The 24,425-nt window shown below is 60.0% G+C and carries 22 protein-coding genes and 3 tRNA genes; 12 read left to right on the top strand and 13 right to left on the bottom strand.

What is annotated here, in order from left to right:
* Nucleotides 1-318: 318 nt before the first annotated feature.
* From I6L33_RS17175 to I6L33_RS17165, 3 genes are all read right to left on the bottom strand, one after another.
* Nucleotides 319-394 (bottom strand) — tRNA-His (locus I6L33_RS17175).
* A 49-nt stretch (nucleotides 395-443) separates the two neighbouring features.
* A tRNA-Arg gene (locus I6L33_RS17170) sits at nucleotides 444-520 on the bottom strand.
* A gap of 36 nt (nucleotides 521-556) precedes the next feature.
* Nucleotides 557-633: transfer RNA gene (locus I6L33_RS17165), tRNA-Pro, on the bottom strand.
* A 203-nt stretch (nucleotides 634-836) separates the two neighbouring features.
* Between I6L33_RS17165 and folD the strand changes: the two genes are divergently transcribed.
* Nucleotides 837-1,700, top strand: coding sequence for a bifunctional methylenetetrahydrofolate dehydrogenase/methenyltetrahydrofolate cyclohydrolase FolD (gene folD / locus I6L33_RS17160; RefSeq protein WP_211050726.1), 864 nt, complete (start codon nucleotides 837-839; stop codon nucleotides 1,698-1,700).
* A 107-nt stretch (nucleotides 1,701-1,807) separates the two neighbouring features.
* Here folD and cspD read toward each other — a convergent pair whose 3' ends face one another.
* The gene (cspD, locus tag I6L33_RS17155; RefSeq protein ID WP_005300025.1) at nucleotides 1,808-2,026 is read right to left on the bottom strand and encodes a cold shock-like protein CspD; all 219 of its coding nucleotides are present in this window, start codon (nucleotides 2,024-2,026) and stop codon (nucleotides 1,808-1,810) included.
* A gap of 229 nt (nucleotides 2,027-2,255) precedes the next feature.
* Here cspD and clpS point away from each other — a divergent pair, with 229 nt between their 5' ends.
* Together clpS and clpA are read left to right on the top strand one after the other, a co-directional pair.
* A complete protein-coding gene (gene clpS / locus I6L33_RS17150; RefSeq protein WP_005300028.1) occupies nucleotides 2,256-2,573 on the top strand; it encodes an ATP-dependent Clp protease adapter ClpS in 318 nt (105 codons plus the stop codon).
* A 59-nt stretch (nucleotides 2,574-2,632) separates the two neighbouring features.
* The gene (gene clpA / locus I6L33_RS17145; RefSeq protein WP_010634216.1) at nucleotides 2,633-4,885 is read left to right on the top strand and encodes an ATP-dependent Clp protease ATP-binding subunit ClpA; all 2,253 of its coding nucleotides are present in this window, start codon (nucleotides 2,633-2,635) and stop codon (nucleotides 4,883-4,885) included.
* Between the two features lie 69 nt (nucleotides 4,886-4,954).
* On the opposite strand, the gene infA is transcribed toward clpA, so the two are convergent.
* The 3 genes from infA to aat form a co-directional block, all read right to left on the bottom strand.
* Nucleotides 4,955-5,173: a translation initiation factor IF-1 gene (gene infA, locus I6L33_RS17140; protein ID WP_005300033.1), complete on the bottom strand. Its 219-nt coding sequence runs from the start codon at nucleotides 5,171-5,173 to the stop codon at nucleotides 4,955-4,957.
* A 68-nt stretch (nucleotides 5,174-5,241) separates the two neighbouring features.
* A complete protein-coding gene (locus tag I6L33_RS17135) occupies nucleotides 5,242-5,958 on the bottom strand; it encodes an arginyltransferase (RefSeq protein WP_005300035.1) in 717 nt (238 codons plus the stop codon).
* Nucleotides 5,955-6,662 carry a leucyl/phenylalanyl-tRNA--protein transferase gene (aat, locus tag I6L33_RS17130; protein ID WP_216972991.1) on the bottom strand — a complete coding sequence of 236 codons (708 nt, stop codon included), beginning with the start codon at nucleotides 6,660-6,662 and terminating at the stop codon, nucleotides 5,955-5,957. The genes I6L33_RS17135 and aat overlap by 4 nt, the downstream gene beginning before the upstream one ends.
* Nucleotides 6,663-6,681: 19 nt before the next feature.
* On the opposite strand from aat, the gene I6L33_RS17125 reads away from it, so the two are divergent.
* On the top strand, nucleotides 6,682-7,152 hold the full coding sequence (locus I6L33_RS17125; protein ID WP_005300039.1) for a glycine zipper 2TM domain-containing protein: 471 nt from the start codon (nucleotides 6,682-6,684) through the stop codon (nucleotides 7,150-7,152).
* A 104-nt stretch (nucleotides 7,153-7,256) separates the two neighbouring features.
* Here I6L33_RS17125 and I6L33_RS17120 read toward each other — a convergent pair whose 3' ends face one another.
* Together I6L33_RS17120 and trxB are read right to left on the bottom strand one after the other, a co-directional pair.
* Entirely contained in the window at nucleotides 7,257-8,504 is a 1,248-nt protein-coding gene (locus I6L33_RS17120; protein ID WP_017779995.1) for a diguanylate cyclase, read from the bottom strand.
* A 57-nt stretch (nucleotides 8,505-8,561) separates the two neighbouring features.
* Entirely contained in the window at nucleotides 8,562-9,512 is a 951-nt protein-coding gene (trxB, locus tag I6L33_RS17115) for a thioredoxin-disulfide reductase (RefSeq protein ID WP_024941340.1), read from the bottom strand.
* Nucleotides 9,513-10,422: 910 nt separating this feature from the next.
* On the opposite strand from trxB, the gene lrp reads away from it, so the two are divergent.
* The 8 genes from lrp (at nucleotide 10,423) to miaE (ending at nucleotide 20,540) form a co-directional block, all read left to right on the top strand.
* Complete coding sequence (gene lrp / locus I6L33_RS17110; protein ID WP_005300047.1) at nucleotides 10,423-10,914, top strand: leucine-responsive transcriptional regulator Lrp; 492 nt, start codon at nucleotides 10,423-10,425, stop codon at nucleotides 10,912-10,914.
* 201 nt (nucleotides 10,915-11,115) lie between these two features.
* Nucleotides 11,116-13,644 carry a DNA translocase FtsK gene (locus tag I6L33_RS17105; protein ID WP_216972990.1) on the top strand — a complete coding sequence of 843 codons (2,529 nt, stop codon included), beginning with the start codon at nucleotides 11,116-11,118 and terminating at the stop codon, nucleotides 13,642-13,644.
* Nucleotides 13,645-13,721: 77 nt separating this feature from the next.
* The gene (lolA, locus tag I6L33_RS17100; protein WP_041202943.1) at nucleotides 13,722-14,330 is read left to right on the top strand and encodes an outer membrane lipoprotein chaperone LolA; all 609 of its coding nucleotides are present in this window, start codon (nucleotides 13,722-13,724) and stop codon (nucleotides 14,328-14,330) included.
* Between the two features lie 70 nt (nucleotides 14,331-14,400).
* Nucleotides 14,401-15,744, top strand: a complete 1,344-nt coding sequence (locus tag I6L33_RS17095) for a replication-associated recombination protein A (RefSeq protein WP_302054582.1) — start codon at nucleotides 14,401-14,403, stop codon at nucleotides 15,742-15,744.
* Between the two features lie 339 nt (nucleotides 15,745-16,083).
* Complete coding sequence (gene serS, locus I6L33_RS17090) at nucleotides 16,084-17,379, top strand: serine--tRNA ligase (protein ID WP_216972988.1); 1,296 nt, start codon at nucleotides 16,084-16,086, stop codon at nucleotides 17,377-17,379.
* A 186-nt stretch (nucleotides 17,380-17,565) separates the two neighbouring features.
* The gene (locus I6L33_RS17085; RefSeq protein ID WP_005300057.1) at nucleotides 17,566-18,054 is read left to right on the top strand and encodes a CvpA family protein; all 489 of its coding nucleotides are present in this window, start codon (nucleotides 17,566-17,568) and stop codon (nucleotides 18,052-18,054) included.
* A gap of 21 nt (nucleotides 18,055-18,075) precedes the next feature.
* The gene (purF, locus tag I6L33_RS17080) at nucleotides 18,076-19,596 is read left to right on the top strand and encodes an amidophosphoribosyltransferase (RefSeq protein WP_005300060.1); all 1,521 of its coding nucleotides are present in this window, start codon (nucleotides 18,076-18,078) and stop codon (nucleotides 19,594-19,596) included.
* Nucleotides 19,597-19,781: 185 nt separating this feature from the next.
* A complete protein-coding gene (miaE, locus tag I6L33_RS17075; protein ID WP_017779989.1) occupies nucleotides 19,782-20,540 on the top strand; it encodes a tRNA-(ms[2]io[6]A)-hydroxylase in 759 nt (252 codons plus the stop codon).
* A 155-nt stretch (nucleotides 20,541-20,695) separates the two neighbouring features.
* Here the strand turns inward: miaE and I6L33_RS17070 are convergent, their stop codons facing one another.
* Genes I6L33_RS17070 through I6L33_RS17055 form a run of 4 tightly spaced genes read right to left on the bottom strand, consistent with a single transcriptional unit; the run spans nucleotide 20,696 to nucleotide 24,423 of the window.
* Complete coding sequence (locus I6L33_RS17070) at nucleotides 20,696-21,481, bottom strand: ATP-binding cassette domain-containing protein (protein ID WP_005300064.1); 786 nt, start codon at nucleotides 21,479-21,481, stop codon at nucleotides 20,696-20,698.
* Between the two features lie 55 nt (nucleotides 21,482-21,536).
* The gene (locus I6L33_RS17065; protein WP_005300065.1) at nucleotides 21,537-22,535 is read right to left on the bottom strand and encodes an oligopeptide/dipeptide ABC transporter ATP-binding protein; all 999 of its coding nucleotides are present in this window, start codon (nucleotides 22,533-22,535) and stop codon (nucleotides 21,537-21,539) included.
* Entirely contained in the window at nucleotides 22,535-23,428 is an 894-nt protein-coding gene (locus I6L33_RS17060) for an ABC transporter permease subunit (RefSeq protein WP_005300069.1), read from the bottom strand. Before I6L33_RS17060 ends, I6L33_RS17065 begins: the two co-directional genes overlap by 1 nt.
* 35 nt (nucleotides 23,429-23,463) lie before the next feature.
* A complete protein-coding gene (locus I6L33_RS17055) occupies nucleotides 23,464-24,423 on the bottom strand; it encodes an ABC transporter permease subunit (RefSeq protein WP_005300071.1) in 960 nt (319 codons plus the stop codon).
* Nucleotides 24,424-24,425 lie beyond the last annotated feature (2 nt).

Below are 24,425 nucleotides of genomic sequence, written 5' to 3'. Positions count from 1 at the left end.
CCGGTGTTGTCGCGGTCTATTGCAGCTTGCAGGTAGAACTTGTCAACCCCATATGAGTGTGCTGATGAAGAAGGTGTCGACCGTCACCAGGTCCTCGATGCAGTGGATTTCTATCTGACGCTCTTGATACTACGGGCTGAAGTGATCGAGCAGGTGAATATGCTCATTATTGAGCTAAATCACCTGTTCACTATTGATGCCACTTGGAATGAGCACTAATGAAACCTATTGCAGACATCTTGCAGTGAATCACTCGGATGAAAAAAGGGGTTTATTTATTTAAATAGATAAGACTGGATGTCTTCTTAAAGGATATAATGGGGTGGCTGATGGGGCTCGAACCCACGACAACCGGAATCACAATCCGGGACTCTACCAACTGAGCTACAGCCACCACTGAATATAACCATCAATGCTTGCATCGGGGAGATGCATATCATCAATGGCGCGCCCTGCAGGATTCGAACCTGCGACCCACGGCTTAGAAGGCCGTTGCTCTATCCGACTGAGCTAAGGGCGCATTGCCTCGACAAGCCTGGCGGCATGTCGAAAAACCTGGTCGGTGATAAAGGATTCGAACCTTTGACCCTCTGGTCCCAAACCAGATGCGCTACCGGGCTGCGCTAATCACCGAAAATCTCGTCTCCAGCATAGCGACAGCGGCTGTACTGGGCAACGGGCCGGCATCATACCCAAGCGGGAAAGCCAGCGTCAACGAATTTTTCCACCAATGAATTCAAATGCCTACTTATTGCCCTCCATGCGAGAGCCGCTAACACCTGTGGCAAAAAAATGCGACAATGCGCGGCAGTTGAACACATGGTGAGTGAAGAACGATGTCTGCCAAAATCATTGATGGAAAACAGGTTGCGCAAACGATTCGCAATCAGGTCGCAGCGCAAGTCCAACAGCGGTTGGCACAAGGAAAACGGGCGCCGGGTCTGGCGGTGATCCTGGTTGGGGTAGATCCTGCCTCGCAGGTCTATGTCGGCAGCAAGCGGCGCGCCTGTGAAGAGGTGGGCTTTATCTCCCGCTCTTACGATCTGGATGCGACGGCGAGCCAGGCAGAGTTGTTGGCACTGATCGATAAGCTGAATGAAGACGCAGACGTTGACGGTATTCTGGTGCAGCTCCCCTTGCCGGCTCACTGCGATACGACTCAGGTATTGGAGCGTATTCGCCCCGACAAGGATGTGGATGGTTTCCACCCCTACAACGTGGGTCGGCTGGCACAGCGAATTCCGGCACTGCGTCCCTGTACTCCCAAAGGTATCATGACCTTGATTGAAACGACCGGGGTCAAGACACACGGCTTGCATGCGGTGGTGGTCGGTGCGTCCAACATCGTTGGCCGGCCGATGACGCTGGAGCTGCTGCTGGCCGGTTGTACTACCACCACCTGTCACCGTTTCACCCAGGATCTGGAAGAGCAGGTTCGCCGTGCCGACCTGCTGGTGGTCGCCGTTGGCAAACCCAATTTCATCCCGGGTGAGTGGGTCAAGCCGGGGGCACTGGTGATCGATGTGGGTATCAACCGGTTGGCTGATGGATCTCTGGTTGGTGACGTGGAGTTCGAGACGGCCCGCAACCACGCATCCTTCATCACGCCCGTACCGGGTGGGGTGGGCCCCATGACGGTCGCCAGCCTGATGGAAAACACCCTGAGCGCCTGTCAGGACTATCACGACAACGCAAAATGATCTTTGCCTGACCCGCCAGGAGAATGCACTTCTCCTCTAGGATCGCAGCAATAAAAAAACCGGCAAGCCGCAAGGTTGCCGGTTTTTTTATTTATCCAGTTCGACTCTTACATGTTCTGTGCTTCGTTTGGCACAATGACAGAGGCATGATTGCCTTTCGGCCCCTGCTGCAGTTCGAAGTTGACTGCTTGACCTGCTTTCAACGTCTTGTAGCCTTCCATTTGTATCGTGGAGTAGTGGGCGAAAATATCTTCGCCACCTCCTTCCGGACAGATAAACCCAAATCCTTTTGCGTTGTTAAACCACTTGACTGTTCCGGTTGCCATACATCTACATCCTTTTATTGATTACCTTGAAGTCGTTGAGTAACCTGCGCCAGCCCTTTATAACTAGTAACATAGCCCATAGCAGACGGGCGCCGATTAGCAAGTAACCAATCTAGTCTAACTTTTGAGCGAGTCAAGGAGTTGTTAACAACTGATGTGATCTGGTTAACAAGTCTATTGACCAATCTTGTGTTAGGCGGTAGTAATCTAGAGGTACCAAAGCGCGACTATGAGCAAGCAGAAAGAACTCTTTGCTAATGAAGAGATTGCAGAGGCAGAGAAAACCAAGCTGCAACCGCCACCCATGTACAAGGTCGTCCTGAACAACGACGACTACACACCGATGGAGTTCGTGGTGGAGGTGCTGCAAAAGTTCTTTGGTATGGATTTGGACAAGGCCACTCAGGTGATGCTGAGCGTGCATTATAGTGGTAAGGGAGTCTGTGGCACATTCACCGCCGAGATTGCCGAAACCAAAGTGGTCCAGGTCAACACCTATGCACGTAACAACGAACATCCACTGCTCTGTACCATGGAAAAGGCTTGAATCTGATGACTTGATGGCGATGACGACACCACATTGTTGCTGTACTAGGGGAGGTGCCTATGTTGAATAAAGATCTAGAAAAGACGCTGAACGAGGCTTTCAAACTGGCCCGTGACGAGCGCCACGAATTCATGACCGTCGAGCACCTGTTGTTAGCCCTGCTGGATAACAGCTCAGCCAATGAGGCGCTGAGTTCTTGTGGTGCTGACGTGGAGCAGATGCGCAAAGAGATCAGCGCATTCATCAGTCAAACAACCCCGCTTATTCCCCGTGATGATGAAGACCGCGAGACTCAGCCCACACTGGGCTTCCAGCGGGTGCTGCAACGCGCCGTGTTTCACGTTCAGTCCTCCGGCAACACCGAGGTCAGTGGAGCCAACGTGCTGGTTGCCATCTTCAGCGAGCAGGAGTCCCAGGCCGCCTACTTCCTGAAAAAGGCCGAGATCAGCCGGCTGGATGTGGTCAACTTCCTCTCCCATGGGGTACGCAAAGACAGCAAACCGGACAACAGCAGCAACAACGTCGAGTCTGACGATGAGGTCTCTGCTGCCCAGATTGAGAGCTTTGCCACCAACCTCAATCAGCTGGTGTTGGAAGGGCGTATCGATCCGCTCATCGGACGGGATCAGGAGCTCAACCGTACCATCCAGGTGCTCTGCCGTCGTCGCAAGAACAACCCCTTGCTGGTGGGCGAAGCCGGGGTGGGCAAGACAGCCATCGCGGAAGGGCTGGCCTACCGTATCGTCAAGGGTGATGTACCCGAGGTGATTGCGGGCAGTACCATCTACTCCCTGGATATGGGGTCGCTGCTGGCAGGGACCAAATATCGCGGTGACTTCGAGAAGCGCCTCAAGGTGCTGCTCAAGCAGATCGAGCGTCAGGAAGGGGCCATCCTGTTCATCGACGAGATCCACACCATCATTGGGGCAGGGGCTGCCTCCGGTGGTCAGCTGGATGCGGCCAACCTCATCAAGCCACTGCTCTCCAATGGCTTGCTGCGCTGCGTCGGCTCTACCACCTATCAGGAATACTCCCAGATCTTTGAAAAAGACCGCGCCCTGGCGCGTCGCTTCCAGAAGATCGACATTGTCGAGCCCAGCGTGGATGACACTACGCGCATCCTGATGGGCCTCAAGAGCCGCTATGAGGCTCACCACGGGGTACGTTACACCGTCAAGGCCATTCGTGCAGCGGTGGAGCTCTCCGCCAAATACATCAATGACCGCCATCTGCCGGACAAGGCGATCGACGTGATCGACGAGGCCGGGGCGGGTCAACGCTTGCTGCCGGTGAGCAAGCGCAAGAAAGTGATCAATGTGCAGGAGATCGAAACCATTGTTGCCAAGATTGCCCGCATCCCGGAGAAATCAGTCTCCTCTTCCGACAAGGAAGTGCTGAAGAACCTGGAGCGCAATCTCAAGATGGTGGTCTTTGGCCAGGACAAGGCCATCGAGGTACTGACAGACTCCATTCGCCTCTCCCGCTCAGGGCTGGGCAACGAGCGTCGCCCTGTGGGCTGCTTCCTGTTTGCCGGCCCGACCGGGGTAGGCAAGACCGAGGTCACCCAGCAGCTCGGCAAGGCGCTTGGCGTGGAGGTGCTGCGCTTTGATATGTCCGAGTACATGGAGCGCCACACCGTCTCTCGTCTGATCGGGGCTCCTCCCGGTTATGTGGGGTTCGAGCAGGGGGGTCTGCTGACCGACTCTGTCCTCAAGCATCCGCACTCAGTGGTACTGCTGGACGAGATCGAAAAAGCGCATCCGGACGTGTTCAACCTGCTGCTGCAGGTGATGGACAACGGCACCCTGACTGACAACAACGGGCGCAAGGCGGATTTTCGCAACGTGATCCTAGTGATGACCACCAACGCGGGGGTACAGGAGACCCAGCGCAAGTCAATCGGCTTCCAGCAGCAGGATATGAGCCACGATGCCATGGCGGTGATCAACAAGACGTTTAGTCCGGAGTTTCGCAACCGGCTTGATCACATCATCTGGTTCAACCATCTGGACATGCAGATCATCCATCAGGTGGTCGACAAGTTCATCGTCGAGTTGCAGGTTCAGCTGGATGCGAAAGGGGTATCCCTTGAAGTGTCCGAGGGTGTCCGCCACTGGCTGGCCGAGAAAGGGTATGACAGGGCCATGGGGGCAAGACCCATGGGACGGGTCATCCAGGAACACCTCAAGAAACCCCTGGCCAACGAGATCCTGTTCGGGGCGCTGGTCGATGGGGGGGTTGTGAAGGTTGAGTTGATAAACGACAGCCTCAGCTTTGACTATCAGGTCAATGTTGAAGCCGTTTCCCACTAAGCATTGAACAGTTGAAAGACCACAAAAAACCCCAACCGAAAGGTTGGGGTTTTTTGCTGAATTCCTGGCTTAGCGAGAGCGGAAAACAATACGTCCCTTGGAGAGATCGTACGGAGTCAGAGCTACCGTTACTTTGTCTCCAGTCAGGATACGGATGTAGTTTTTGCGCATCTTGCCGGAAATATGAGCGATAACCACGTGACCATTTTCCAGTTCCACACGGAACATGGTATTGGGCAGGGTTTCGAGAATAGTGCCCTGCATCTCAATACTGTCTTCTTTAGCCATTGAATCCTCTTGATAAGCCACAACAAAAATCCGCTGGATCATGCCGGATTTAAGGCTATGTGTAAAGTTTACTCGGGCTTGCTGTCGATATTTTTCCATTCTCCCTGTATCAGACGCTCATGAGGCAGGTACTGGCTCTTGTAATTCATCTTGCGGCACTCCTCCACCAGGTAGCCCAGATACAGCCAGCTGCGGCCTGTACGCCTGGCCAGTTCCAACTGGCTCAGAATGGCAAAGGTACCGAGTGAGCGATCGGCATGGGCCGGGTCGAAGAAGGTGTACATTGCGCTGAGGGAATGGGGCAGCAGATCCGTAGTAGCAACCCCGATCAGCCGATTATCCTTGCGCATTTCCAGATAGAGGGGAGGCATCCAGTCGCAATGGAGAAACCCCTTGTACTGGGTGCGGCTGGGGGGATACATGCTGCCGTCATGGTGGCGTTCGCGAATGTAGCGCTCATAGAGCTGATAGTATTCGGGCTTGTCATCGTAGCTCAGCACCAGCTCGATATCCCGGTTGAGCTGGCGGATCCGCTTCTGGCTGCGGCTGGGCACGAACCGTTCGCTGTGGATGCGCAGTGACTGGCAGGCATTGCAGGCCGGGCAGTGGGGGCGATAGATGTCGTTGCCACTGCGGCGGAAGCCGGCCGTCAGCAGGCGCTCGTAACCGCTGGCGTTGAGCAGGCTGTGATCCATCAATACCAGCAGCTGTTCCTGTTCATGACCCAGATAGCTGCATTGATGCTTGGGGGTCAGTCCTACCTTGAGGATCACTTCTTCGGTCATAGTGTCATGCTCCCCGCCTGCCAGCAGCCGGCCGCCAGTGGTTGCCGACTCAGCTGGGTCAGCGTCGTCAGGAATTTGCTTCTCGGCCACTCCTCTATTCCCATGGTGGCCAGAAAGTCGTTCTGCATCTGGCAATCGATCAGGGCCCCGTTATGCCGGGCAAAGTGCTGGCAGAGGGCTACCATGGCCAGCTTGGCGCCGTTGTCGATGCGACTGAACATGGACTCGCCACAGAACACCCGGCCGAGGGAGAGGCCGTAGAGGCCGGCCTGCAGCCGGCCATCCTGCCAAATCTCGACGGAGTGGGCATGGCCAAGGCGGTGCAGTTGTCGATAGGCGTCGATCATGGGTGTGCTTATCCAGGTTCCACTGGCACTGCGACGGGGGGCGGCGCAGGCCGCTATCACCTCATTAAAGGCGCGATCGATGGAAATATCGAATGGGGTACGGCGGATAAATTTGCGCAGGCTGCGGCCGATGTGCAGTTGCGCCGGCTGCACTACGCCTCTGGGGTCGGGTGACCACCACAGCAGCGGCTGGTGGGGTTCGTTCCACGGGAAGATCCCCTTGTGGTAAGCTGCCAGCAAGCGGGCGGGGGAGAGATCGCCACCGATCGCCAGCAGGCCGTTGGGTTCATCCAGGGCGTGCTCGGGGTCGGGAAACCAGCACAGCTCATCATCCAATTGGGTAAGATAGCGAGACATAAGGCAACGAGGTTCATAGATGAAGGCCATTATCCTGATAGTATCCAGCTTGTTCTGCTTTGTCACTGCGCCCGCCTGGGCCCAGGTCTACGAGCGCAATACCGCCAGGCCCGTGAATCAGGTGGTGTTTGGCCAGGTTGAAACGGTGCGCAACATCACCCAGCGTCAGATCCTGGAATCCGAGCGTTCAGGCTGGAAAACCCTGGGCGGCGCCGTGCTGGGTGGTCTGCTTGGCAACCAGTTCGGTGGCGGCCATGGTCGGGAAATCGCCACTGCCGTCGGGGCTCTGGCGGGCGCCGCTGCGGCGCAGCAGTATCAATCCGGCGGCACAGTGGTGGAGAACAAGCTGGTGGAACTGCTCATTCGCAACGAACAGAACGGGCTGGTCAACGTCATTCAGGATTACGATCCGGCCATGGTATTCATGAACGGCGACAAGGTGCGCATCCTCTATTTCGACGATGGCGTGCGGGTCGACAAGACCTACTGAGAGGGCTGTGACATGACGGGAGGTAACAGGAGGGGAACCCGACGTGTGCCCGGGGAGGGCTGCGGTCGGGCGGTACTACACGACGAGCATCCGGGATGGTGCGATCAGGCAGCTGAGCCTTGAGACACTATCTTGTCACGACCGGTGTTCTTGGCCTGATAGAGCAGGCGATCCGCTTCGCTCAATGCCTCGTCCATGGAGACGCGCCCGACCTGGATCACCCCGAAACTGGCGCGAACGAACAGCGGCGTTTCCCGTGACAGCGGTTGCTGGCGCATCTGCTGGCGCAACCCTTCCAGCCGCTTGAGCAGCACGGGCACGGTGCAGTGAGGCACCATCAGGGCAAACTCCTCGCCGCCAAAGCGGGCGATCATGGCATCGGGGAAGAACTGGGTGAGCAGACGGGTGAGGTGACACAACAGCTGATCGCCGATGGCGTGACCCCAGTGATCGTTGACCTGCTTGAAGTGATCTACATCGAGCACGCACAGTGCAAGCGGCGTCTCCTGGCGCTGGTGTTCCTCGAACCATTTTTGACCCTCGTTGAACCAGTAGCGCCGGTTGTAGAGCCCGGTCAGGTAGTCACGATTGGCCGACTCCTGGATGCTGTTGAACTGCTCCAGCGCCTCCAGATTGTGGCTGACCCGGCACTGCAGCTCTTCCGGCTCGAACGGCTGGTTGAGGAAGTCGTTGGCACCCTGTTTGAGGTAGCGGGCGGAGAGGCCGCGTTTGTCCGACACCGAGATCCCGATGATGGCGAGCTGCTGCTTGCTGTAGCGCTCGCGCAACATGCGTACCAGGCTGATCCCGTCAATTTCTGGCATATAGTAGTCGACCAGCACCAGCCGGATGGCTGGGTTCTGTTCGAGCTGGGCCAGCGCTTCACGGGCATGGCTCGCCTCGTGCACCTGCAGCAGTTGCTTGCGCAGCTGGGCCATGGTGCGGTGGCGGGAGGTACGGGAATCATCGACCACCAGCACTTCGATGCGCTGGTTGAGGTAGAGGCGATGGACCAGGCTGACGGCATACTGCAGGGAGTGGCGTGAATCTTTCATCACGTAATCGAGCACCCCGGCCTCAAGCCAGGCTTCCCGTTTCTCCTCGCTGATGTCGGCGGTGAGGATCACCACCGGCAGGCCGCGCTCCAGCAATACCTTGACCGCTTCTCCGCTGGGGGCATCCGGCAAGGTGAGATCCACCAGGGCAACCACATACTCTTCTCCCCGGCAGTGTCGGGCCCCTTCCAGGGTTTCGAACGCATCGATTTCCAGCCCGGTTTGCTGGGCAATGGCCTGGATCAGCATGCGACGAATAGTCAGACTATCCTCGACAATCAATATTTTCTGTTTCATCCGGCTCCTTAAAACAAAAAGGCATGCCTTGCGGCATGCCTTTTATATCCCTTGTGCTTATTGCGCGTCCAGATAACGCTCTGCATCGAGGGCGGCCATACAGCCAGTACCGGCGGAGGTGATGGCTTGACGGTAGGTGTGGTCAGCCACGTCACCGGCGGCAAAAACCCCTTCGATGCTGGTCTGGGTGGCAAAGCCGTCCAGGCCGCCACGCACCTTAAGATAGCCGTTCTGCATCTCCAGCTGGCCGTCGAAGATCTGGGTGTTGGGCTGGTGACCGATGGCGATGAATACCCCCATCAGCGGCAGATCCTGGGTGGTATCGTTCTGGGTGTTGCGCAGGCGTACACCGGTCACCCCCATGTCGTCACCCAGCACTTCGTCCAGGGTCTGGTGGGTGTGCAGCACGATGTTGCCGCTGGCAACCTTGTCGTGCAGGCGCTTGATCAGGATCTTCTCGGCGCGGAACTCGTCGCGGCGATGGATCAGGTGCACCTTCTTGGCGATGTTGGCCAGATAGAGTGCCTCTTCCACGGCGGTGTTGCCGCCGCCGACCACGGCCACTTCCTGGTTGCGATAGAAGAAGCCGTCACAGGTGGCGCAGGCGGAGACGCCGCGGCCCTTGAAGGCCTCTTCGGAAGGCAGGCCCAGGTACTTGGCGGAGGCGCCAGTCGCGATGATCAGCGCATCACAGGTATATTCGCCGTTGTCACCCTTGAGGCGGAACGGACGCTGGGTCAGCTCCACTTCATTGATGTGATCGAACAGGATGCGGGTATCGAACTTCTCCGCATGCTCTTTCATGCGCTCCATCAGGGCCGGACCGGTCAGACCCTCGGGGTCACCGGGCCAGTTCTCCACTTCGGTGGTGGTAGTCAGCTGACCGCCTTGCTGCATGCCGGTGATGAGCAGCGGATTGAGGTTGGCACGGGCGGCGTAGACGGCCGCGGTGTAACCAGCCGGGCCGGAGCCCAGGATCAGCAGTTTGCTATGAGTGACTTGGCTCATGATGTGATTTCCGAGACGTGATGAGTTTGCGCGATTGTAGGTAATTCGTGATATGGGGTCAAAGGCCAGTGCGTCGATTGCATCAATCGGCCTCAAGGCCCTTCATGAAGGGGAAGCGCTCTCTTGTCACGGGTTGTTTGCCACGGGTTGTCCCTGGCTGTCGTCATGGGCCCGGGCGAGCAATGCCTGGTGGCCCCACGGCCGACAACAAGGGGAGTGGTGCTAGTGCGTCCTGATTGCAGGCACAAGTGAACCGGACCCCGCTCACATGGAGACAAGCTCACCAGGATTGACAGCTTCTGGCGCAGTGGGGCCCGCTGTGGGTGGGGCAATTTGGCTTCGATGGGGCTCACTAAGAGGCCCTGTTGTCAGCGAGGGTCGCTTCGGCGGCACAGCTTGGGGGAGGGGCCTGGACTCTCTTGCCGAAGAAACGCCCTCGTTATGGCACATCGGATGCAAAACACGCTGGAGCGGTGAGGTGCATATCTATAGAAAGGAGGGAAACACGAGAGGGTGGCTGCCGGCTTGGCGGCCTTGGCTGATCGTTGTGGTGACTCTGCCCTGGCGAAAAGCTCGGCAATACAGGACAAAATAGCAGCAGTGGCAGCGTGATAATCTGCATTGGCAAACTCATTGCCGCTTCCTGCGCCGCTTTGGGCGAAAACGGTATGGTTTCGTGCTGTTAGTTAACGTACACTGGCCAGAACCATGCCTAAGCGGTATTCATGGTTTTTTATTTCTTCAGGTACACCGATAATCATGCTATCCCTCGACTATCGATTGGTGTTTTGTGTTGCGCTCGTTTTCAGCAACATTTGCACCTAGCATATTCAGGTATTGACAGGATTTGTGACCATAATTATAAAATGACTGGTGATTCTTACCAAAAAATAGCCAAAGGATGGAATAAATGATGGAAGCTAAGAGTCGGCTAAAGGATTTGGACAGGATTGACCGCAACATTCTGAATGAGCTGCAAAAGGATGGCAGAATTTCGAACGTTGAGTTGTCCAAACGTGTTGGCCTGAGTCCCACACCGTGTCTGGAACGGGTTCGTCGCCTCGAGCGACAAGGGTATATTGAAGGATATGCCGCCATTCTGAACCCTCATTATCTGGATGCGTCTCTGCTGGTATTCGTGGAAATCACCCTCAATCGCGGTGCCCCGGATGTATTTGAACAGTTCAACAAGGCTGTTCAGGTGCTCGAAGAGATCCAGGAGTGCCATCTGGTCTCCGGCGATTTCGACTATCTGCTCAAGACCCGAGTCAGCGACATGTCGGCCTACCGCCGCCTGCTGGGGGAAACCCTGCTGCGTCTGCCCGGCGTCAACGACACCCGCACCTACGTGGTGATGGAAGAGGTCAAACAGAGCAGTCGGCTGGTGATCAGCACCCGTTGAGTTGGGTTATGCTGTGGCTTGCCAGCCTTGCGACAAGTCACGACATTCAGAAACGAGCGGCCGGTCCGCTCGTTTCTTCTTATCGTGCCGGTTGTGAATACGGTCGGCACATCGGGCACTGGCTGACAACCGGTGGGCTTTTCAGGGATACTAGGCCCCCTTATCCCCCTGCATTACATGTTTTCAGAAAGGAGCCGGAGTTTGGCCGATAAAAAGCTGTTTACTCCTTTATCAGGTACACAACGGATCTTCGAAGCCGTCTTGATCGCCATCACCCTGATGGCTGCCTATCTCTTGCTTGCCCTGTTGTCCTACCACCCCGCCGATCCCGGTTGGTCCCAGACCTCCTGGCAAGGGGAGGTGAAGAACCTCGCCGGCAGCGCGGGGGCCTGGCTCGCCGATATCACCATGTTTACCTTCGGGGCTTTCTCCTACCTGGTGCCCCCCCTGGTCGTGCTGCTTGGCTGGAGCCTGTTCTGGCGCCCGAGCCGCTTGCTCGATGTGGACTACCTCACCCTGTCGGTGCGCATCGTCGGTTTCATCCTGACCGTGCTCGGTATGTCCGCCATCGCCAGCATGAACTTCAATGATCTGCAGAATTTCTCCGCCGGCGGTCTGGTGGGGGACGTCATCTCCTCCGCCGTGGTGCCGCTGTTTGGCGGCGTTGGGGCCAACCTGTTGCTGCTCTGCTTCGTGGCCACCGGCATCACCCTGTTTACCGGCTGGTCCTGGCTCACCATCGTCGAGCGGATCGGTGCCGCCTGCACCGGCTCGGTCAGAGCCGTTTATCACTTTCCTGCCACCCTGGGCCGCTGGCTCACCGGTGGCTGGCGCCAGCCCCGTTACGAGGGGCCTGATCCCCTGCTGGAGGGAGGCGTAGGTGCCATCGAGCTGGGTGACGACGAGGAGGATGAGCCACATACCGGCTGGACCCGTCGTCCCAAGGAGAAGGTGGCCGCCAAGGGCCAGAAGGCCAAGTCCGAGGAGTGGCTGCCCGAGCTCGACGAGGATACCTTCCAGTTCGATCCGCAGTTTGACGACGACGATGATGACGCACCTGCGCCGGTTACCCGCACCAAGCGGGCCGCCGCTGCCGGCGTCCGTCGTCAGCCCGCGCTGGTGACGGCCGATGACGAGGACGATGATCTCGACTTGCCCTGGGCCGAAGGGGATGAGGAGGCGCCGGCACCGGCTGCCCCTACTCCTGGCAAGCCCAAGCGCCGTCTGCAACCAGGACTGCCCCCCTTACCGAGCATCGAGCTGCTGGACCGTCCGCCCGCCAAGACCCAGATGATGAGCAAGGACGAGCTGGAGCGCATGGGCCGGCTGGTAGAGGCGAAACTGGCCGACTACAACGTGCAGGCCAAGGTGGTGGGCGTCTATCCGGGCCCCGTCATCACCCGCTTTGAGCTGGATCTGGCGCCCGGCATGAAGGCGAGCAAGATCACCAACCTCTCCCGTGACTTGGCCCGTTCTCTGTCGGCCAGCAGCGTGCGGGTGGTGGAGGTGATCCCGGGCAAGACTTATGTGGGGATCGAGCTGCCCAACCGGGTGCGTCAGACCGTCTACCTGCGCGAGACCCTCGACTGCGAGGCGTTCTCGGGCAGCCGCAACCCGCTCACCATGGGCCTGGGTCAGGACATCGCCGGCGAACCCGTGGTGGTGAACCTCGCCAAGATGCCCCACCTGCTGGTGGCCGGTACCACTGGCTCCGGTAAGTCGGTGGGGGTGAACACCATGATCATCTCCATGCTCTACAAGTCGACGCCGGACGATCTGCGCTTCATCATGATCGACCCCAAGATGCTGGAGCTGTCGGTCTACGAAGGGATCCCCCATCTGCTGACCGAGGTGGTGACCGACATGAAGGATGCCGCCAACGCCCTGCGCTGGTGCGTGGGCGAGATGGAGCGCCGCTACAAGCTGATGTCGGCGGTCGGGGTGCGCAACCTCAAGGGCTACAACGACAAGGTGCTGGCGGCCATCGAAGAAGGTGACCCCCTGCTGGATCCGCTGTGGCGTCCGGGCGACTCCATGGATCAGATGCCGCCTGAGCTGGAAAAACTGCCTCACATCGTGGTGGTGGTGGACGAGTTTGCCGACATGATGATGATCGTCGGCAAGAAGGTGGAGGAGCTCATCGCCCGTATCGCCCAGAAGGCGCGGGCGGCCGGTATTCATCTCATTCTCGCGACCCAGCGTCCGTCGGTGGATGTGATCACCGGCCTCATCAAGGCCAACATCCCGACCCGTATCTCGTTCCAGGTGTCGAGCAAGATCGACTCCCGTACCATCATCGACCAGGGCGGTGCGGAATCCCTGCTCGGCATGGGCGATATGCTCTACATGCCGGCCGGCACCTCCAATCCGACCCGGGTGCACGGCGCCTTCGTCGATGACCACGAGGTGCACAAGGTGGTGGCGGACTGGAAACTGCGCGGCGAGCCGAACTACATCGAGGAGATCCTCTCTGGTGAGTCGGGCGGCGAGGGTGGCAGCGGCGAATATGGCGGTGGTGACGACGAAGAGCTCGACCCCCTGTTCGACGAGGCGGTGGCCTTCGTGGTGGAGTCGCGCCGTGGTTCCACCTCCAGCGTGCAGCGCAAGTTCAAGATTGGTTACAACCGGGCGGCCCGTCTCATCGAGCAGATGGAAAACCAGGGCATCGTCAGCGCCCCGGGCGGCAATGGTCAGCGCGACGTGCTGGCCCCGCCACCGGTGCGGGACTAAGGCTCACCCCTCTATCATCCTGGCCATGCCCTCTGCGGGCATGGCCTTTTATCGAGATAGCCGTTATGAAAAGCGTGATGAAAAAACAACTGTTGATGGGCACAGTGCTGCTGGTGGCCAGCAGCCAGGCGTGGGCCGACGCGGCCAGCGATCTCAAACAGAAACTGGCGGGGGTGAGCCTCTTCTCCGCCAAGTTTGCCCAGGTGGTCTATGACAGCAAGGGCAAGGAGCTGCAGCGTGCCGGCGGCACCCTGCTGGTGCAGCGTCCCAACCGTTTCAACTGGCATACCACCACGCCGGACGAGAGCCTGATCGTGGCCGATGGCAAGGATGTCTGGATCTACGATCCCTTCGTCGAGCAGGTGACGGCGCTCAAGCTCAAGGATGCGGTGCTCAACACCCCCTTCGTGCTGATCGCCGGCAACGACGATGCACTCTGGAAGAACTACGACGTGACCCAGCAGGGGGACGTCTACACCGTCACCAGCCGTAGTCAGGATGAGCTGATCGCCTCCTTTCGCATCACCTTCGACCGCCAGAACAACATCAACCGCTTCGACGTGAAAGAGGCCCAGGGGCAGTGGAGCGAGTTCACCCTGAGCAACTTCAACCGCAAACCGGCGCTCAAGGGCAACGAATTTGTCTTCAAGACGCCTGCGGGGGTCGCACTGGACGATCAGCGCTGATGCGCAAGCAGGCGCTGGCTTTATTGGCAGGCCGCCCGGCAACGGCGGCCTGCACCCTTCCTGACGGTCAATGCAGATGAGCAATTTATCGCTGGATTTCTCGTCGGACTTTCGTCCGCTGGCGGCCCGGATGCGGCCGCAAACCCTCGAGCAGTACATAGGTCAGCAACATATCCTCGGGCCCGACAAACCGCTGCGCAAGGCGATCCTGGCGGGCCACTGCCACTCCATGATCCTGTGGGGACCACCTGGCACCGGCAAGACCACGCTGGCAGAACTGGTTGCCCACTACTGTCAGGCCGAGGTGGAGCGGCTCTCGGCGGTGACCTCCGGCATCAAGGAGATCCGCGCCGCCATCGACAAGGCCAAGGAGAACAGCTGGCGCGGGGTGCGCACCATCCTCTTCGTGGACGAGGTGCACCGCTTCAACAAGAGCCAGCAGGATGTGTTCCTGCCCCACATCGAAGACGGCACCATCACCTTCATCGGCGCCACCACCGAGAACCCCTCGTTCGAACTCAACAATGCTCTGCTCTCCCGGGCCCGGGTCTATCTGCTCAAACGGCTGGAGGAGCAGGATATCCTCGCCATGATCGATCAGGCGATGCAGGACCCCCGTGGCCTCAATGACCCGAGCCTCGCCTTCGCCCCCGGGGTGAAGGAGGCGCTGGCGAAAGCCGTGGATGGGGATGGGCGCAAGTCCCTCAACTATCTGGAGCTGTTGGCCGACATGGCTGAAATCGACAGTGCCGGGGCGCGGGTGATCGACAGCACATTGCTCGCCGCCGTGGTGGGGGAGCACGTGGCGCGCTTCGACAAGGGGGGCGATCACTTCTACGACCTCATCTCGGCGGTGCACAAATCCATTCGCGGCTCGGCGCCGGATGCGGCGCTCTACTGGTATGCCCGCATGGTGAGCGCCGGTTGCGATCCGCTCTATATTGCGCGCCGGCTGCTGGCGATTGCCTCGGAAGACGTGGGCAACGCCGATCCCCGTGCCATGCAGGTGGCGCTCTCGGCCTGGGATTGCTTCCATCGTATCGGCCCGGCGGAAGGGGAGCGGGCCATCGCCCAGGCGATCGTCTACCTCGCCTGCGCCCCCAAGAGCAATGCGGTCTATACCGCCTGGAAGGCGGCGCTTCATGATGCCAAAAACCTGCCGGACTTCGAGGTGCCGCCGCACCTGCGCAACGCGCCGACCAGGCTGATGAGCGAGCTGGGCTACGGCGCCGAGTATCGCTATGCCCACGACGAGCCGGGCGCCTATGCCGCCGGCGAGCAGTACTTCCCGCCTGAGCTGGCTGGCAAGCAGTACTATCAGCCCACCGATCGCGGCCTTGAGAAGCAGATCGGCCAGAAGCTCGACTACCTGCACGAACTGGACAAGCAGAGCCCGCGTCAGCGGGAGAAATAACCGGCCGGGGCAGGTGAGTGGCCGCGCCTCTGCCTGACCAATTCGGGCCGATTGCACGTTAATTGGTCAGCCGATTTGATCCAGGTCGTCATCCCCCGGAAAACAGGGCAAAACGGGCGCAATAGTCCCTGTTCGGGCGGGGGGGCGGTCTGATACACTGCCCCTCTGACCCCGCTTGTCTTGGCCTGGTGCCATCTTCTTGATTTCGAAGGCTTGCTCTTGTTGGCCCGATGCAAAAAGACGACAGGGGTGTGCCAACCGATGTTAACTTCCGGATCTGTTTCCCAGCCCGTCATGATGACTCAGGCCCAGATCCCATTTTAAAAAAGTAGGTAAACCATGCTGGATCCCAAATATCTGCGCAGCGACATCGACGATGCCGCCGCTCGTCTGGCGACACGTGGCTACGCTCTGGACGTAGCGGCTGTCAATGCTCTGGAAGAGAAACGCAAGGATCTGCAGTCCCGTACCCAGGAGCTGCAGGCCGAGCGCAACGCCCGCTCCAAATCCATCGGTGAGGCTGCCCGTCGCGGCGAAGATGTTGCCCCGCTCAAGGCTGAAGTAACCAAGATCAACGAAGAGCTCGAGACCAGCAAGGTCGAGCTGGATGCCCTGCTGGCCGAGCTGAAGACCATCGCCGACGCCATCCCCAACCTGCCGAGCGACACCACTCCGGTCGGTCGTGACGAGAACGACAACGTGGAAGTGCGCCGCTGGGGTACCCCGCGCGAGTTCGACTTCCAGGTACGCGATCACATCGATCTGGGTGAAGCGGCCAAGGGCGTCGACTTCAAGAACGGCGTCAAGCTCTCCGGCTCCCGTTTCGTGGTGATGAAGGGCCAGATTGCCCGCCTGCACCGTGCTCTGGCCCAGTTCATGCTGGACCTGCACACCCTGCAGCACGGTTACACCGAGTGCTACGTGCCCTACCTGGTCAACCCGGACAGCCTGTACGGCACCGGTCAGCTGCCCAAGTTCTCTCAGGATCTCTTCAATACCGGTATCGAAGGGGAAGGGGAAGAAGAGGGCAAGGTTCGCAAGTTCTCCCTGATCCCGACCTCCGAAGTGCCGCTCACCAACATGGCCCGCGACGAGATCTTCGACGAGCAGGAACTGCCCATCAAGATGACCGCCCACAGCCCCTGTTTCCGCTCCGAAGCGGGCTCCTACGGCCGTGACACCCGCGGTCTCATCCGCATGCACCAGTTCGACAAGGTCGAGATGGTACAGCTGGTGCACCCGGAAAAATCCTGGGACGCGCTGGAAGAGATGGTGGGTCACGCCGAGAAGGTACTGCAACTGCTGGAGCTGCCGTATCGCGTGATGGCACTCTCCACCGGTGACATGGGCTTCTGCGCCGCCAAGACCTACGATCTGGAAGTGTGGCTGCCGGCCCAGAACACCTATCGCGAGATCTCCTCCGTCTCCAACTGCACCGACTTCCAGGCACGCCGCATGCAGGCTCGCGTGCGCATCGACGGCAAGCCGCAGCTGTTGCACACCCTGAACGGCTCCGGCCTGGCGGTGGGTCGCACCCTGGTGGCCGTGCTGGAGAACTACCAGCAGGAAGATGGCCGCATCGCGATCCCGGCTGCGCTGCAATCCTACATGGGCGGCCTGACCCACATCGGGTAAGCGCTCATTGCAGACGACAACGCCATGGCATGCCATGGCGTTGTGCATTCTGGCGCCGGTCAACCGTTTTTATCGTGAATAAATCTGCGTTGCCGGCGTCTCTTTGAACATGTAACACAATTTTATCAAGCATTGCGCAATCGTTTTTGTTAGACTGCGCCGCAATTTCGCAGGACATCTTTTTCTATGGTCTGGATTGATTACGCCATCATCGGCATCGTCGGTTTCTCTGCTCTCATCAGCCTGGTGCGCGGCTTCGTCAAGGAGGCCATGTCTCTCGTCACCTGGTTCGTCGCCTTCTTCATCGCCAGCCATTTCTATCCCGATCTCGCCGTCTATTTCACCTCGTTCAGCGATCCCCTGGTGCGCAACGGCTTGGCCATCGCCGCCCTGTTCGTGGCGACCCTGATCCTGGGCAGCGTGGTCAACTACGTGGTGGGGCTGCTGGTAGACAAGACGGGGCTGTCCGGCACCGACCGGGTGCTCGGCATCTGTTTTGGCGCAATTCGCGGGGTACTGATCGTCAGTGCCCTGCTTTTTTTCATGGATACCTTCACCAGCCTCTCCCAGAGCGACTGGTGGGTGGCATCCAAGCTGGTGCCCGAGTTCAAGCCGGTCATCCAGTGGTTCTTCGGGTTCATGCTGAACTCATCGAGTTTTCTTAAACAGGTATAGTGACTTCGAGGTAGCAAAGACATGTGTGGTATTGTCGGTATAGTTGGCACCACCCCCGTCAATCAGGCCCTCTACGACGCCTTGACGGTGTTGCAGCACAGGGGACAGGATGCCGCCGGGATCGTGACCATTGACAGTGGAAACTTCCGGCAACGCAAGGCCAACGGCCTGGTGAAGGACGTGTTTGAAGTGCGTCACATGCAGCGCCTGAAAGGGCATATCGGCATAGGACATGTCAGATATCCCACCGCAGGCAGCTCCAGTGCCGCTGAAGCCCAGCCTTTTTACGTGAACTCTCCCTACGGCATGGTGCTGGCCCACAACGGCAACCTCACCAACGCCAAGGAGCTCAAGGAGCAGCAGTTCAAGGTGGCCCGCCGCCACATCAACACCACCTCGGATTCCGAAGTGCTGCTGAACGTGCTGGCCCACGAGCTGGATCGCTGCGACAAGATGGCCCTGCAACCGGAGGATATCTTCGCTGCGGTACGCAAGGTGCATCAGCAGATCCGCGGCGCCTATGCGGTGGTCTCTCTGGTGATCGGCCACGGTCTCATCGGCTTTCGCGATCCCAACGGCATTCGCCCGCTGATCCTGGGTCGCCGGGTCGACGAGCAGGGGCAGGTGGAGTACATGCTCGCCTCCGAGAGCGTGGCGCTCGATGCCATCGGTTTCGAGACGGTGCGCGACATCGCCCCGGGCGAGGCCATCTACATCACCGAGCAGGGCCAGCTCTTCTCCGAGCAGTGTGCGGAGAACCCGCAAATGAGCTCCTGCATCTTCGAGTACGTCTACTTCGCTCGCCCTGATTCGTGCATCGACAAGGTGTCGGTCTATGCCGCCCGCCTCAACATGGGTCGCAAGCTGGGTCAGAAGATCGCCCGCGAGTGGGAAGATCTCGACGTGGACGTGGTCATCCCCATCCCGGAGACCTCCTGCGACGTGGCGCTGGAAATCGCCCACACCCTGGATCTGCCGTACCGTCAGGGCTTCGTGAAGAACCGCTACATAGGCCGTACCTTCATCATGCCGGGCCAGACCCAGCGCAAGAAGTCGGTGCGTCGCAAGCTCAATGCCATCAGCTCCGAGTTCAAGGGCAAGAAGGTGTTGCTGGTGGACGACAGCATAGTGCGCGGCACCACTTCCGAGCAGATCATCCAGATGGCCCGTGAAGCGGGGGCTGCCAAGGTCTACTTCGCCTCGGCGGCACCGGAAATTCGCTTCCCCAACGTCTACGGCATCGACATGCCCACCGCCAACGAGCTGATCGCCCACGGCCGGGAAGTGGAAGAGGTGTGCAAGCTCATTGGCGCCGACGGCCTCATCTTCCAGGATCTGGAAGATCTGGAAGCGGCGGTGCGGGAGATCAACCCCGAGCTGCGTCACTTCGAGACCTCGGTGTTCAACGGTCACTACGTCACTTCCGACGTGGATCAGTCCTACCTCGACCACCTCAACGCCATGCGCAGCGATGACAACAAGGCGGTGCGCGAGTGGCAGGAAGGCACCAGCAACCTGGAAATTTTTAACGAAGGCAGTTAAACGTTTTCCACGTTGAGGTGTTGCAACGAGATGGGGGCCAAGGCCCCCATTGTTGTTTCCGCTTGCCAAAAAGGGCTCTGCATCTGCTTGAAAAAGCAGCGTTTGTAGCCGCAGCTATGGGCAGTGGCGGCGGGATCCGCTAGCATGGGCCGCCGCCGTATCAACCCGACCAGACGAGAGTTCAGATGGATGACCTGCTAGCCCCCGTGCGCCAGTTTTTGCACTGCGAGACCCCGGATGCGTGGATCGAGATGGCGCGGGATCCCGCCCAGCTGCCGACCCTGCTCATCGATCACGCCAACTGCGAAAACAAGGCTGCGCTCACCGCCCACAGCCTGGTGCGCCGCTACTGCCTGCCCAAGGGCAAGCGACATCTGCTGCCCAAGCTGGAGTTCTATCGGGAGCTGGACGCCATTCCGGAGAAGGCCGAGATCTTGGGCAAGCGGACCATGGGAGAGACCGATCGCACCGTGTTCGAGGAGCTCTCTCGCAATCCGCTGCTGTTTCCCATGGTGCGGCTCATTCAGGAGGAGCTGCACCACTTCGAGCAGGTGCTGGAGCTGATGGCCGCCCGCGACATCCCCTACGGCCCGGTGACCGCCTCCCGCTACGCGCGCAACCTGATGCAGCACGTGCGTACCCACGAGCCCGCCACCATAGTCGACAAGCTGATCATCGGCGCCTATATCGAGGCGCGCTCCTGCGAGCGTTTTGCCAAGCTGGCACCCCATCTGGACGAGGAGCTGGGTCGCTTCTACGTCTCCCTGCTGCGCTCAGAGGCGCGCCACTATCAGGATTATCTGGCGCTGGCCGAGCAATATGCGGGGGAGGACATCAGCGAGCGGGTGGCCTTCTTCGGCCAGCTGGAGGCGGAGCTGATCCGCTCGCCGGATCCGCAGTTCAGGTTCCATAGCGGTCTTCCTGTCAGATCTGACAGTTGTTGACGCGAAGGGGGCTGCCTACCATTGCAGCGTTCCTACTACGAGCGACGCATTTACTTTTGAGCGCAATTCCCGGCCCCTGAGCCGGGATTTTTTTGTCTCATTTTCGGGGCAGCGGAAAGGCGGGAAAGGGCCGGCGGCAGGCCGCCGGGCAGGGCTCAGCGGCGGTATTCGTTGTCGTAGTTCTGGATGAGGCGGCGGGTCACCTCGTGCTGGGGATCGGCGAACACCTTGAGGGTCTTGCCGCGCTCCACCACCCGCCCTTCGTGCATCACCAGCACTTCGTCGCTGATGTGGCTCACCACCCCCAGATCGTTGGCCACCAGCACATAGCTGAGCCCCATGGTCTCCTGCATCTCCAGCAGCAGGTTGATGATCTGCGAGCGCACCGAGATATCCAGGGTAGAGAGCGCCTCGTCGGCCACGACTATCTTGGGGTTGAGGATCAGCGCCCGCGCCAGCGCCACCCGTTGCTGCTGGCCGGCGGAGAGCATCTGCGGGTAGAAGAGGGCGTGATCCGCCAGCATGCCCACCATGCGCAGGGTCTGTATCACCTTGTCGCGGCGCTCCTCCTCGGTCATCTCGGTGTTGAGGCGCAGCGGCGTCTCCAGGATCTGGCCGACCCTGATCTTGCGATTGAGGGAGGAGTTGGGGTCCTGGAAGATCATCCGCAGCAGCTTGCAGCGGGTCTGATAGTCGCCGTGGATCATCGGCTGCCCCTCGATGGCGATCTCGCCACCGCTCGGCTCTATCATGCCCGCCAGAATGCGGGCCAGGGTGCTCTTGCCGGAGCCGGCCTCGCCGACGATGGCCAGGGTCTGGCCCACCTCGAGATCAAAGGAGAGCGGCTTGATGGCTTCCACCGCCCGGCGTCGAAACAGGCCGGTGCGGTTCTGATAGGTCTTGCACAGGCCCCGGACCTGCAGCAGAGAGGGTTCGATCACTGTCCTGACTCCTTGGTGACAGGGCTCGCTGTCACGCACTGATACGAAATTGACGTCACTTCTTGGGCTCTTCCATGTTCAGCGGGAAGTGGCAGCTGAACTGGTGCCCCTTGATCTTGCTCATCAGCGGCGTCTGCACGCACTGCTTCTGGGCGTAGGGGCAGCGGGGGCCGAGCCGGCAACCGATGGGCAGGTGCTGCAGCGGCGGAATGACGCCGGGCAGGGTCTCGAGGCGCGACTTGTGGCGCACCAGCTTGTCAAAATCGGGGATCGACTTGAGCAGCGCATCTGTATAGGGGTGGTGCGGGGTCTCCAGGATCTGCTCCCGGGTGCCCACCTCCACCATCTGGCCGCAATACATCACGTTGATGGTGTCGGTCAGGTTGGCGATGGCGGCGATGTCGTTGCTGATGATGAGGATGGTGGTGTTGCCCAGCTTGTTCATCTTGTCCAGCAGCCGCAGGATCTGGGAATGGGTGGTGGACTCCATGGCGCTGGTGGGCTCGTCCGCCACCAGCAGGCGCGGCTGGTTGGCGATGGCCATGGCGATCATTACCTTCTGGCACATGCCGTCCGACAGCTCGTGAGGGTAGGCCCGCATCACCTTGCGGTGATCCTTGACGCCGACCCGGTGTAACAAGGCGATGGCCTTCTTCTTGCGCCACTGGAAGCGCTGCCAGAACTGCCCCTCGAACGAGTCGGTGGGGATCGCCTCTTCCAGCTGGGTACCGATCTCCTCGGAGGGGTCGAGACAGCTGATGGGGTCCTGGAAAATCATGGCGATCTCGCGGCCCATGATGCGGCGCCGCTCGCGGGGAGCCATGGTCAGCAGGTCCATGTCGTTGAAGCGCATCCGGTCGGCGCGCACCGTCCAGTTGTCCTTCTGGATGCCGACGATCACCTTGGCCACCAGGCTCTTGCCGGAGCCGGATTCTCCCACCAGGCCGCGGATCTCCCCCTCGGCCAGGGTCAGGCTCACCTTGTCCACCGCCTTGACTTTGCCCTGCGGAGTGTCGATCTCGATGGTGAGGTTGCGTATATCGAGCAGCGGCATCAGTCATTCCCCTCTTTGAGTGCTTCGCGAATGCCTTCACCTACTAGATTGGTGACCAGCACGCTGAACAGGATGGCCATGCCCGGCAGGGTCACGGTCCAGGGGGCGAGATAGATGAGATCGCTGGAGTCCGCCAGCATGGCGCCCCACTCAGGTTGCGGTGACTGGGCACCGAGGCCGAGAAAACCCACCGCCGAGATGTCGAGGATGGCCGCCGACAGGGTGCGGGTGGTCTGGGCCACCAGGGTCTCGACGATGTTCGGCAAAATGGCGAGGCGCATGATCCGCAAGGGGGGCGAGCCGTCGAGCCGGCTGGCGATGATGTACTCCTTCTGCATCTCGGTGTGGACCGCGTTGTAGGTGGCCCGGATGAAGGGCGGGATCAGCGCCAGGGTGATGGCGATCAGGGTGTTGAACAGACCCGGCCCCAGAATGGCCACCATGATGATGGCCAGCAGCAGGGAGGGGATGGAGAGCAGGGTATCGAGCAGGTGGTGCAGCACGCTCGACTTGAGCCCCTTGCTCATGCCGCCGAGGATGCCGATGGCGGTGCCCACCACCATGGCGATCACCACCACCAGCAGGGCGTTGCCAAAGGTGAGCCTGGCGCCCACCACTAGCCGGGAGAGGATGTCGCGGCCCAGATCGTCGGTGCCGAGGAAGTAGTCGATGTTGCCGCTGTTGGCCCAGGAGGGGGCCAGCAGCAGGCGGGAGCTGTGCTGCTCGTCGATGCCGTAGGGCACCACCAGCGGGCCGAGCAGGGTGATGAGCAGCAGGATCACGAAGCACCAGAGCCCTGCCATCGCCAGCGGATTGCGGCGATAGGAGGCCCAGGTCTGCTCCAGCGGCGAGAGGATCTTGAGCTCGGGGTAGAGGCTAGTCTTGTCTTGCATAGGATTCCTGGCTCCGGGTCATGCCATGAGCACGTTCAGTCTTGTTTTGCATAGAGTTCTTTGCGCCGCGCCGGGTAGATGATGGTGGTGAGCAGCTCGGTGCTGACGCTGATGAAGATGACGAAGCTGGCCACCACCAGGGTGGCACCGCGGATGGCGGCGTAGTCCTGCAGGGCGATGCTGTTGATGAGCCAGCGGCCGATGCCGTGCCACTCGAACACCACCTCGGTGATCATGGCGGAGGTGAGCACGCTGCCCAGCTGCAGGCCCAGCAGCGGCAGCACCGGCGGCAGGGCGTTCTTGAGGCCGTGGCGCCAGACGATCTGGCGGCGGGAGAGGCCGCGGCTGGCCGCTGCCTTGATGTAGTTCTGCTTCATCACGTCGATGAGGGAGCTGCGCACGTGGCGGATCACCTCGGTGGTGGGCACCACCGCCAGCACCAGCGAGGGCAGGATCAGGTGGCGCAGGGCGTCGTGCAGGGCAGCCTGGCGCCAGGGCTCGTGGCTCATCAAGACGTCGATGAGGGCGATGCCGGTGATGGAGGGCACGTCATAGAGCAGGCTGATCTGGCCGGAGGCGGGCAGCCAGCCCAGCTCCAGCGAGAAGAACATCACCACCAGCAGTGCCAGCCAGAACACCGGCACCGCGTAACCGATGAGGCCGGCGGTCATGATGGTGAGATCGAGCGGCTTGCCCTGGGAGAGGGCCGCCAGGGTGCCGAGCGGAATGCCCACCAGCAGCGAGATGGCAAAGGCCGCCCCGCAGAGGATCAGGGTGGCGGGGAAGTAGTGACGGATCTCGTCCAGCACCGGCAGGCCGGAGACGCTGGAGAGCCCCAGATCCCCATCCAGAATGCGGCGCAGGAAGTCGGGGTAGCCGCTCCAGAAGCTGGCTTGCTGGCCGATGAGACGCACGTCCAGCAGGTAGGCGACGAAGGTCAGCGCTAGCAGGGTGATGAGCAGCAGATTGATGCGACGCAGGATATAGAGAAACATGC

Origin of the sequence: Aeromonas sp. FDAARGOS 1403 (genome assembly GCF_019047325.1) — a bacterium.
GTDB classification, from domain to species: Bacteria; Pseudomonadota; Gammaproteobacteria; order Enterobacterales; family Aeromonadaceae; genus Aeromonas; species Aeromonas dhakensis.
This window is presented reverse-complemented; position numbering and strand designations above follow the sequence as displayed.

Coding starts and splice junctions, on each gene's coding strand:
- folD (WP_211050726.1), top strand. CDS start 837: ATGTCTGCCAAAATCATTGATGGAAAACAGGTTGCGCAAACGATTCGC.
- cspD (WP_005300025.1), bottom strand. CDS start 2,026: ATGGCAACCGGAACAGTCAAGTGGTTTAACAACGCAAAAGGATTTGGG.
- clpS (WP_005300028.1), top strand. CDS start 2,256: ATGAGCAAGCAGAAAGAACTCTTTGCTAATGAAGAGATTGCAGAGGCA.
- clpA (WP_010634216.1), top strand. CDS start 2,633: ATGTTGAATAAAGATCTAGAAAAGACGCTGAACGAGGCTTTCAAACTG.
- infA (WP_005300033.1), bottom strand. CDS start 5,173: ATGGCTAAAGAAGACAGTATTGAGATGCAGGGCACTATTCTCGAAACC.
- I6L33_RS17135 (WP_005300035.1), bottom strand. CDS start 5,958: ATGACCGAAGAAGTGATCCTCAAGGTAGGACTGACCCCCAAGCATCAA.
- aat (WP_216972991.1), bottom strand. CDS start 6,662: ATGTCTCGCTATCTTACCCAATTGGATGATGAGCTGTGCTGGTTTCCC.
- I6L33_RS17125 (WP_005300039.1), top strand. CDS start 6,682: ATGAAGGCCATTATCCTGATAGTATCCAGCTTGTTCTGCTTTGTCACT.
- I6L33_RS17120 (WP_017779995.1), bottom strand. CDS start 8,504: ATGAAACAGAAAATATTGATTGTCGAGGATAGTCTGACTATTCGTCGC.
- trxB (WP_024941340.1), bottom strand. CDS start 9,512: ATGAGCCAAGTCACTCATAGCAAACTGCTGATCCTGGGCTCCGGCCCG.
- lrp (WP_005300047.1), top strand. CDS start 10,423: ATGATGGAAGCTAAGAGTCGGCTAAAGGATTTGGACAGGATTGACCGC.
- lolA (WP_041202943.1), top strand. CDS start 13,722: ATGAAAAAACAACTGTTGATGGGCACAGTGCTGCTGGTGGCCAGCAGC.
- I6L33_RS17095 (WP_302054582.1), top strand. CDS start 14,401: ATGCAGATGAGCAATTTATCGCTGGATTTCTCGTCGGACTTTCGTCCG.
- serS (WP_216972988.1), top strand. CDS start 16,084: ATGCTGGATCCCAAATATCTGCGCAGCGACATCGACGATGCCGCCGCT.
- I6L33_RS17085 (WP_005300057.1), top strand. CDS start 17,566: ATGGTCTGGATTGATTACGCCATCATCGGCATCGTCGGTTTCTCTGCT.
- purF (WP_005300060.1), top strand. CDS start 18,076: ATGTGTGGTATTGTCGGTATAGTTGGCACCACCCCCGTCAATCAGGCC.
- miaE (WP_017779989.1), top strand. CDS start 19,782: ATGGATGACCTGCTAGCCCCCGTGCGCCAGTTTTTGCACTGCGAGACC.
- I6L33_RS17065 (WP_005300065.1), bottom strand. CDS start 22,535: ATGCCGCTGCTCGATATACGCAACCTCACCATCGAGATCGACACTCCG.
- I6L33_RS17060 (WP_005300069.1), bottom strand. CDS start 23,428: ATGCAAGACAAGACTAGCCTCTACCCCGAGCTCAAGATCCTCTCGCCG.
- I6L33_RS17055 (WP_005300071.1), bottom strand. CDS start 24,423: ATGTTTCTCTATATCCTGCGTCGCATCAATCTGCTGCTCATCACCCTG.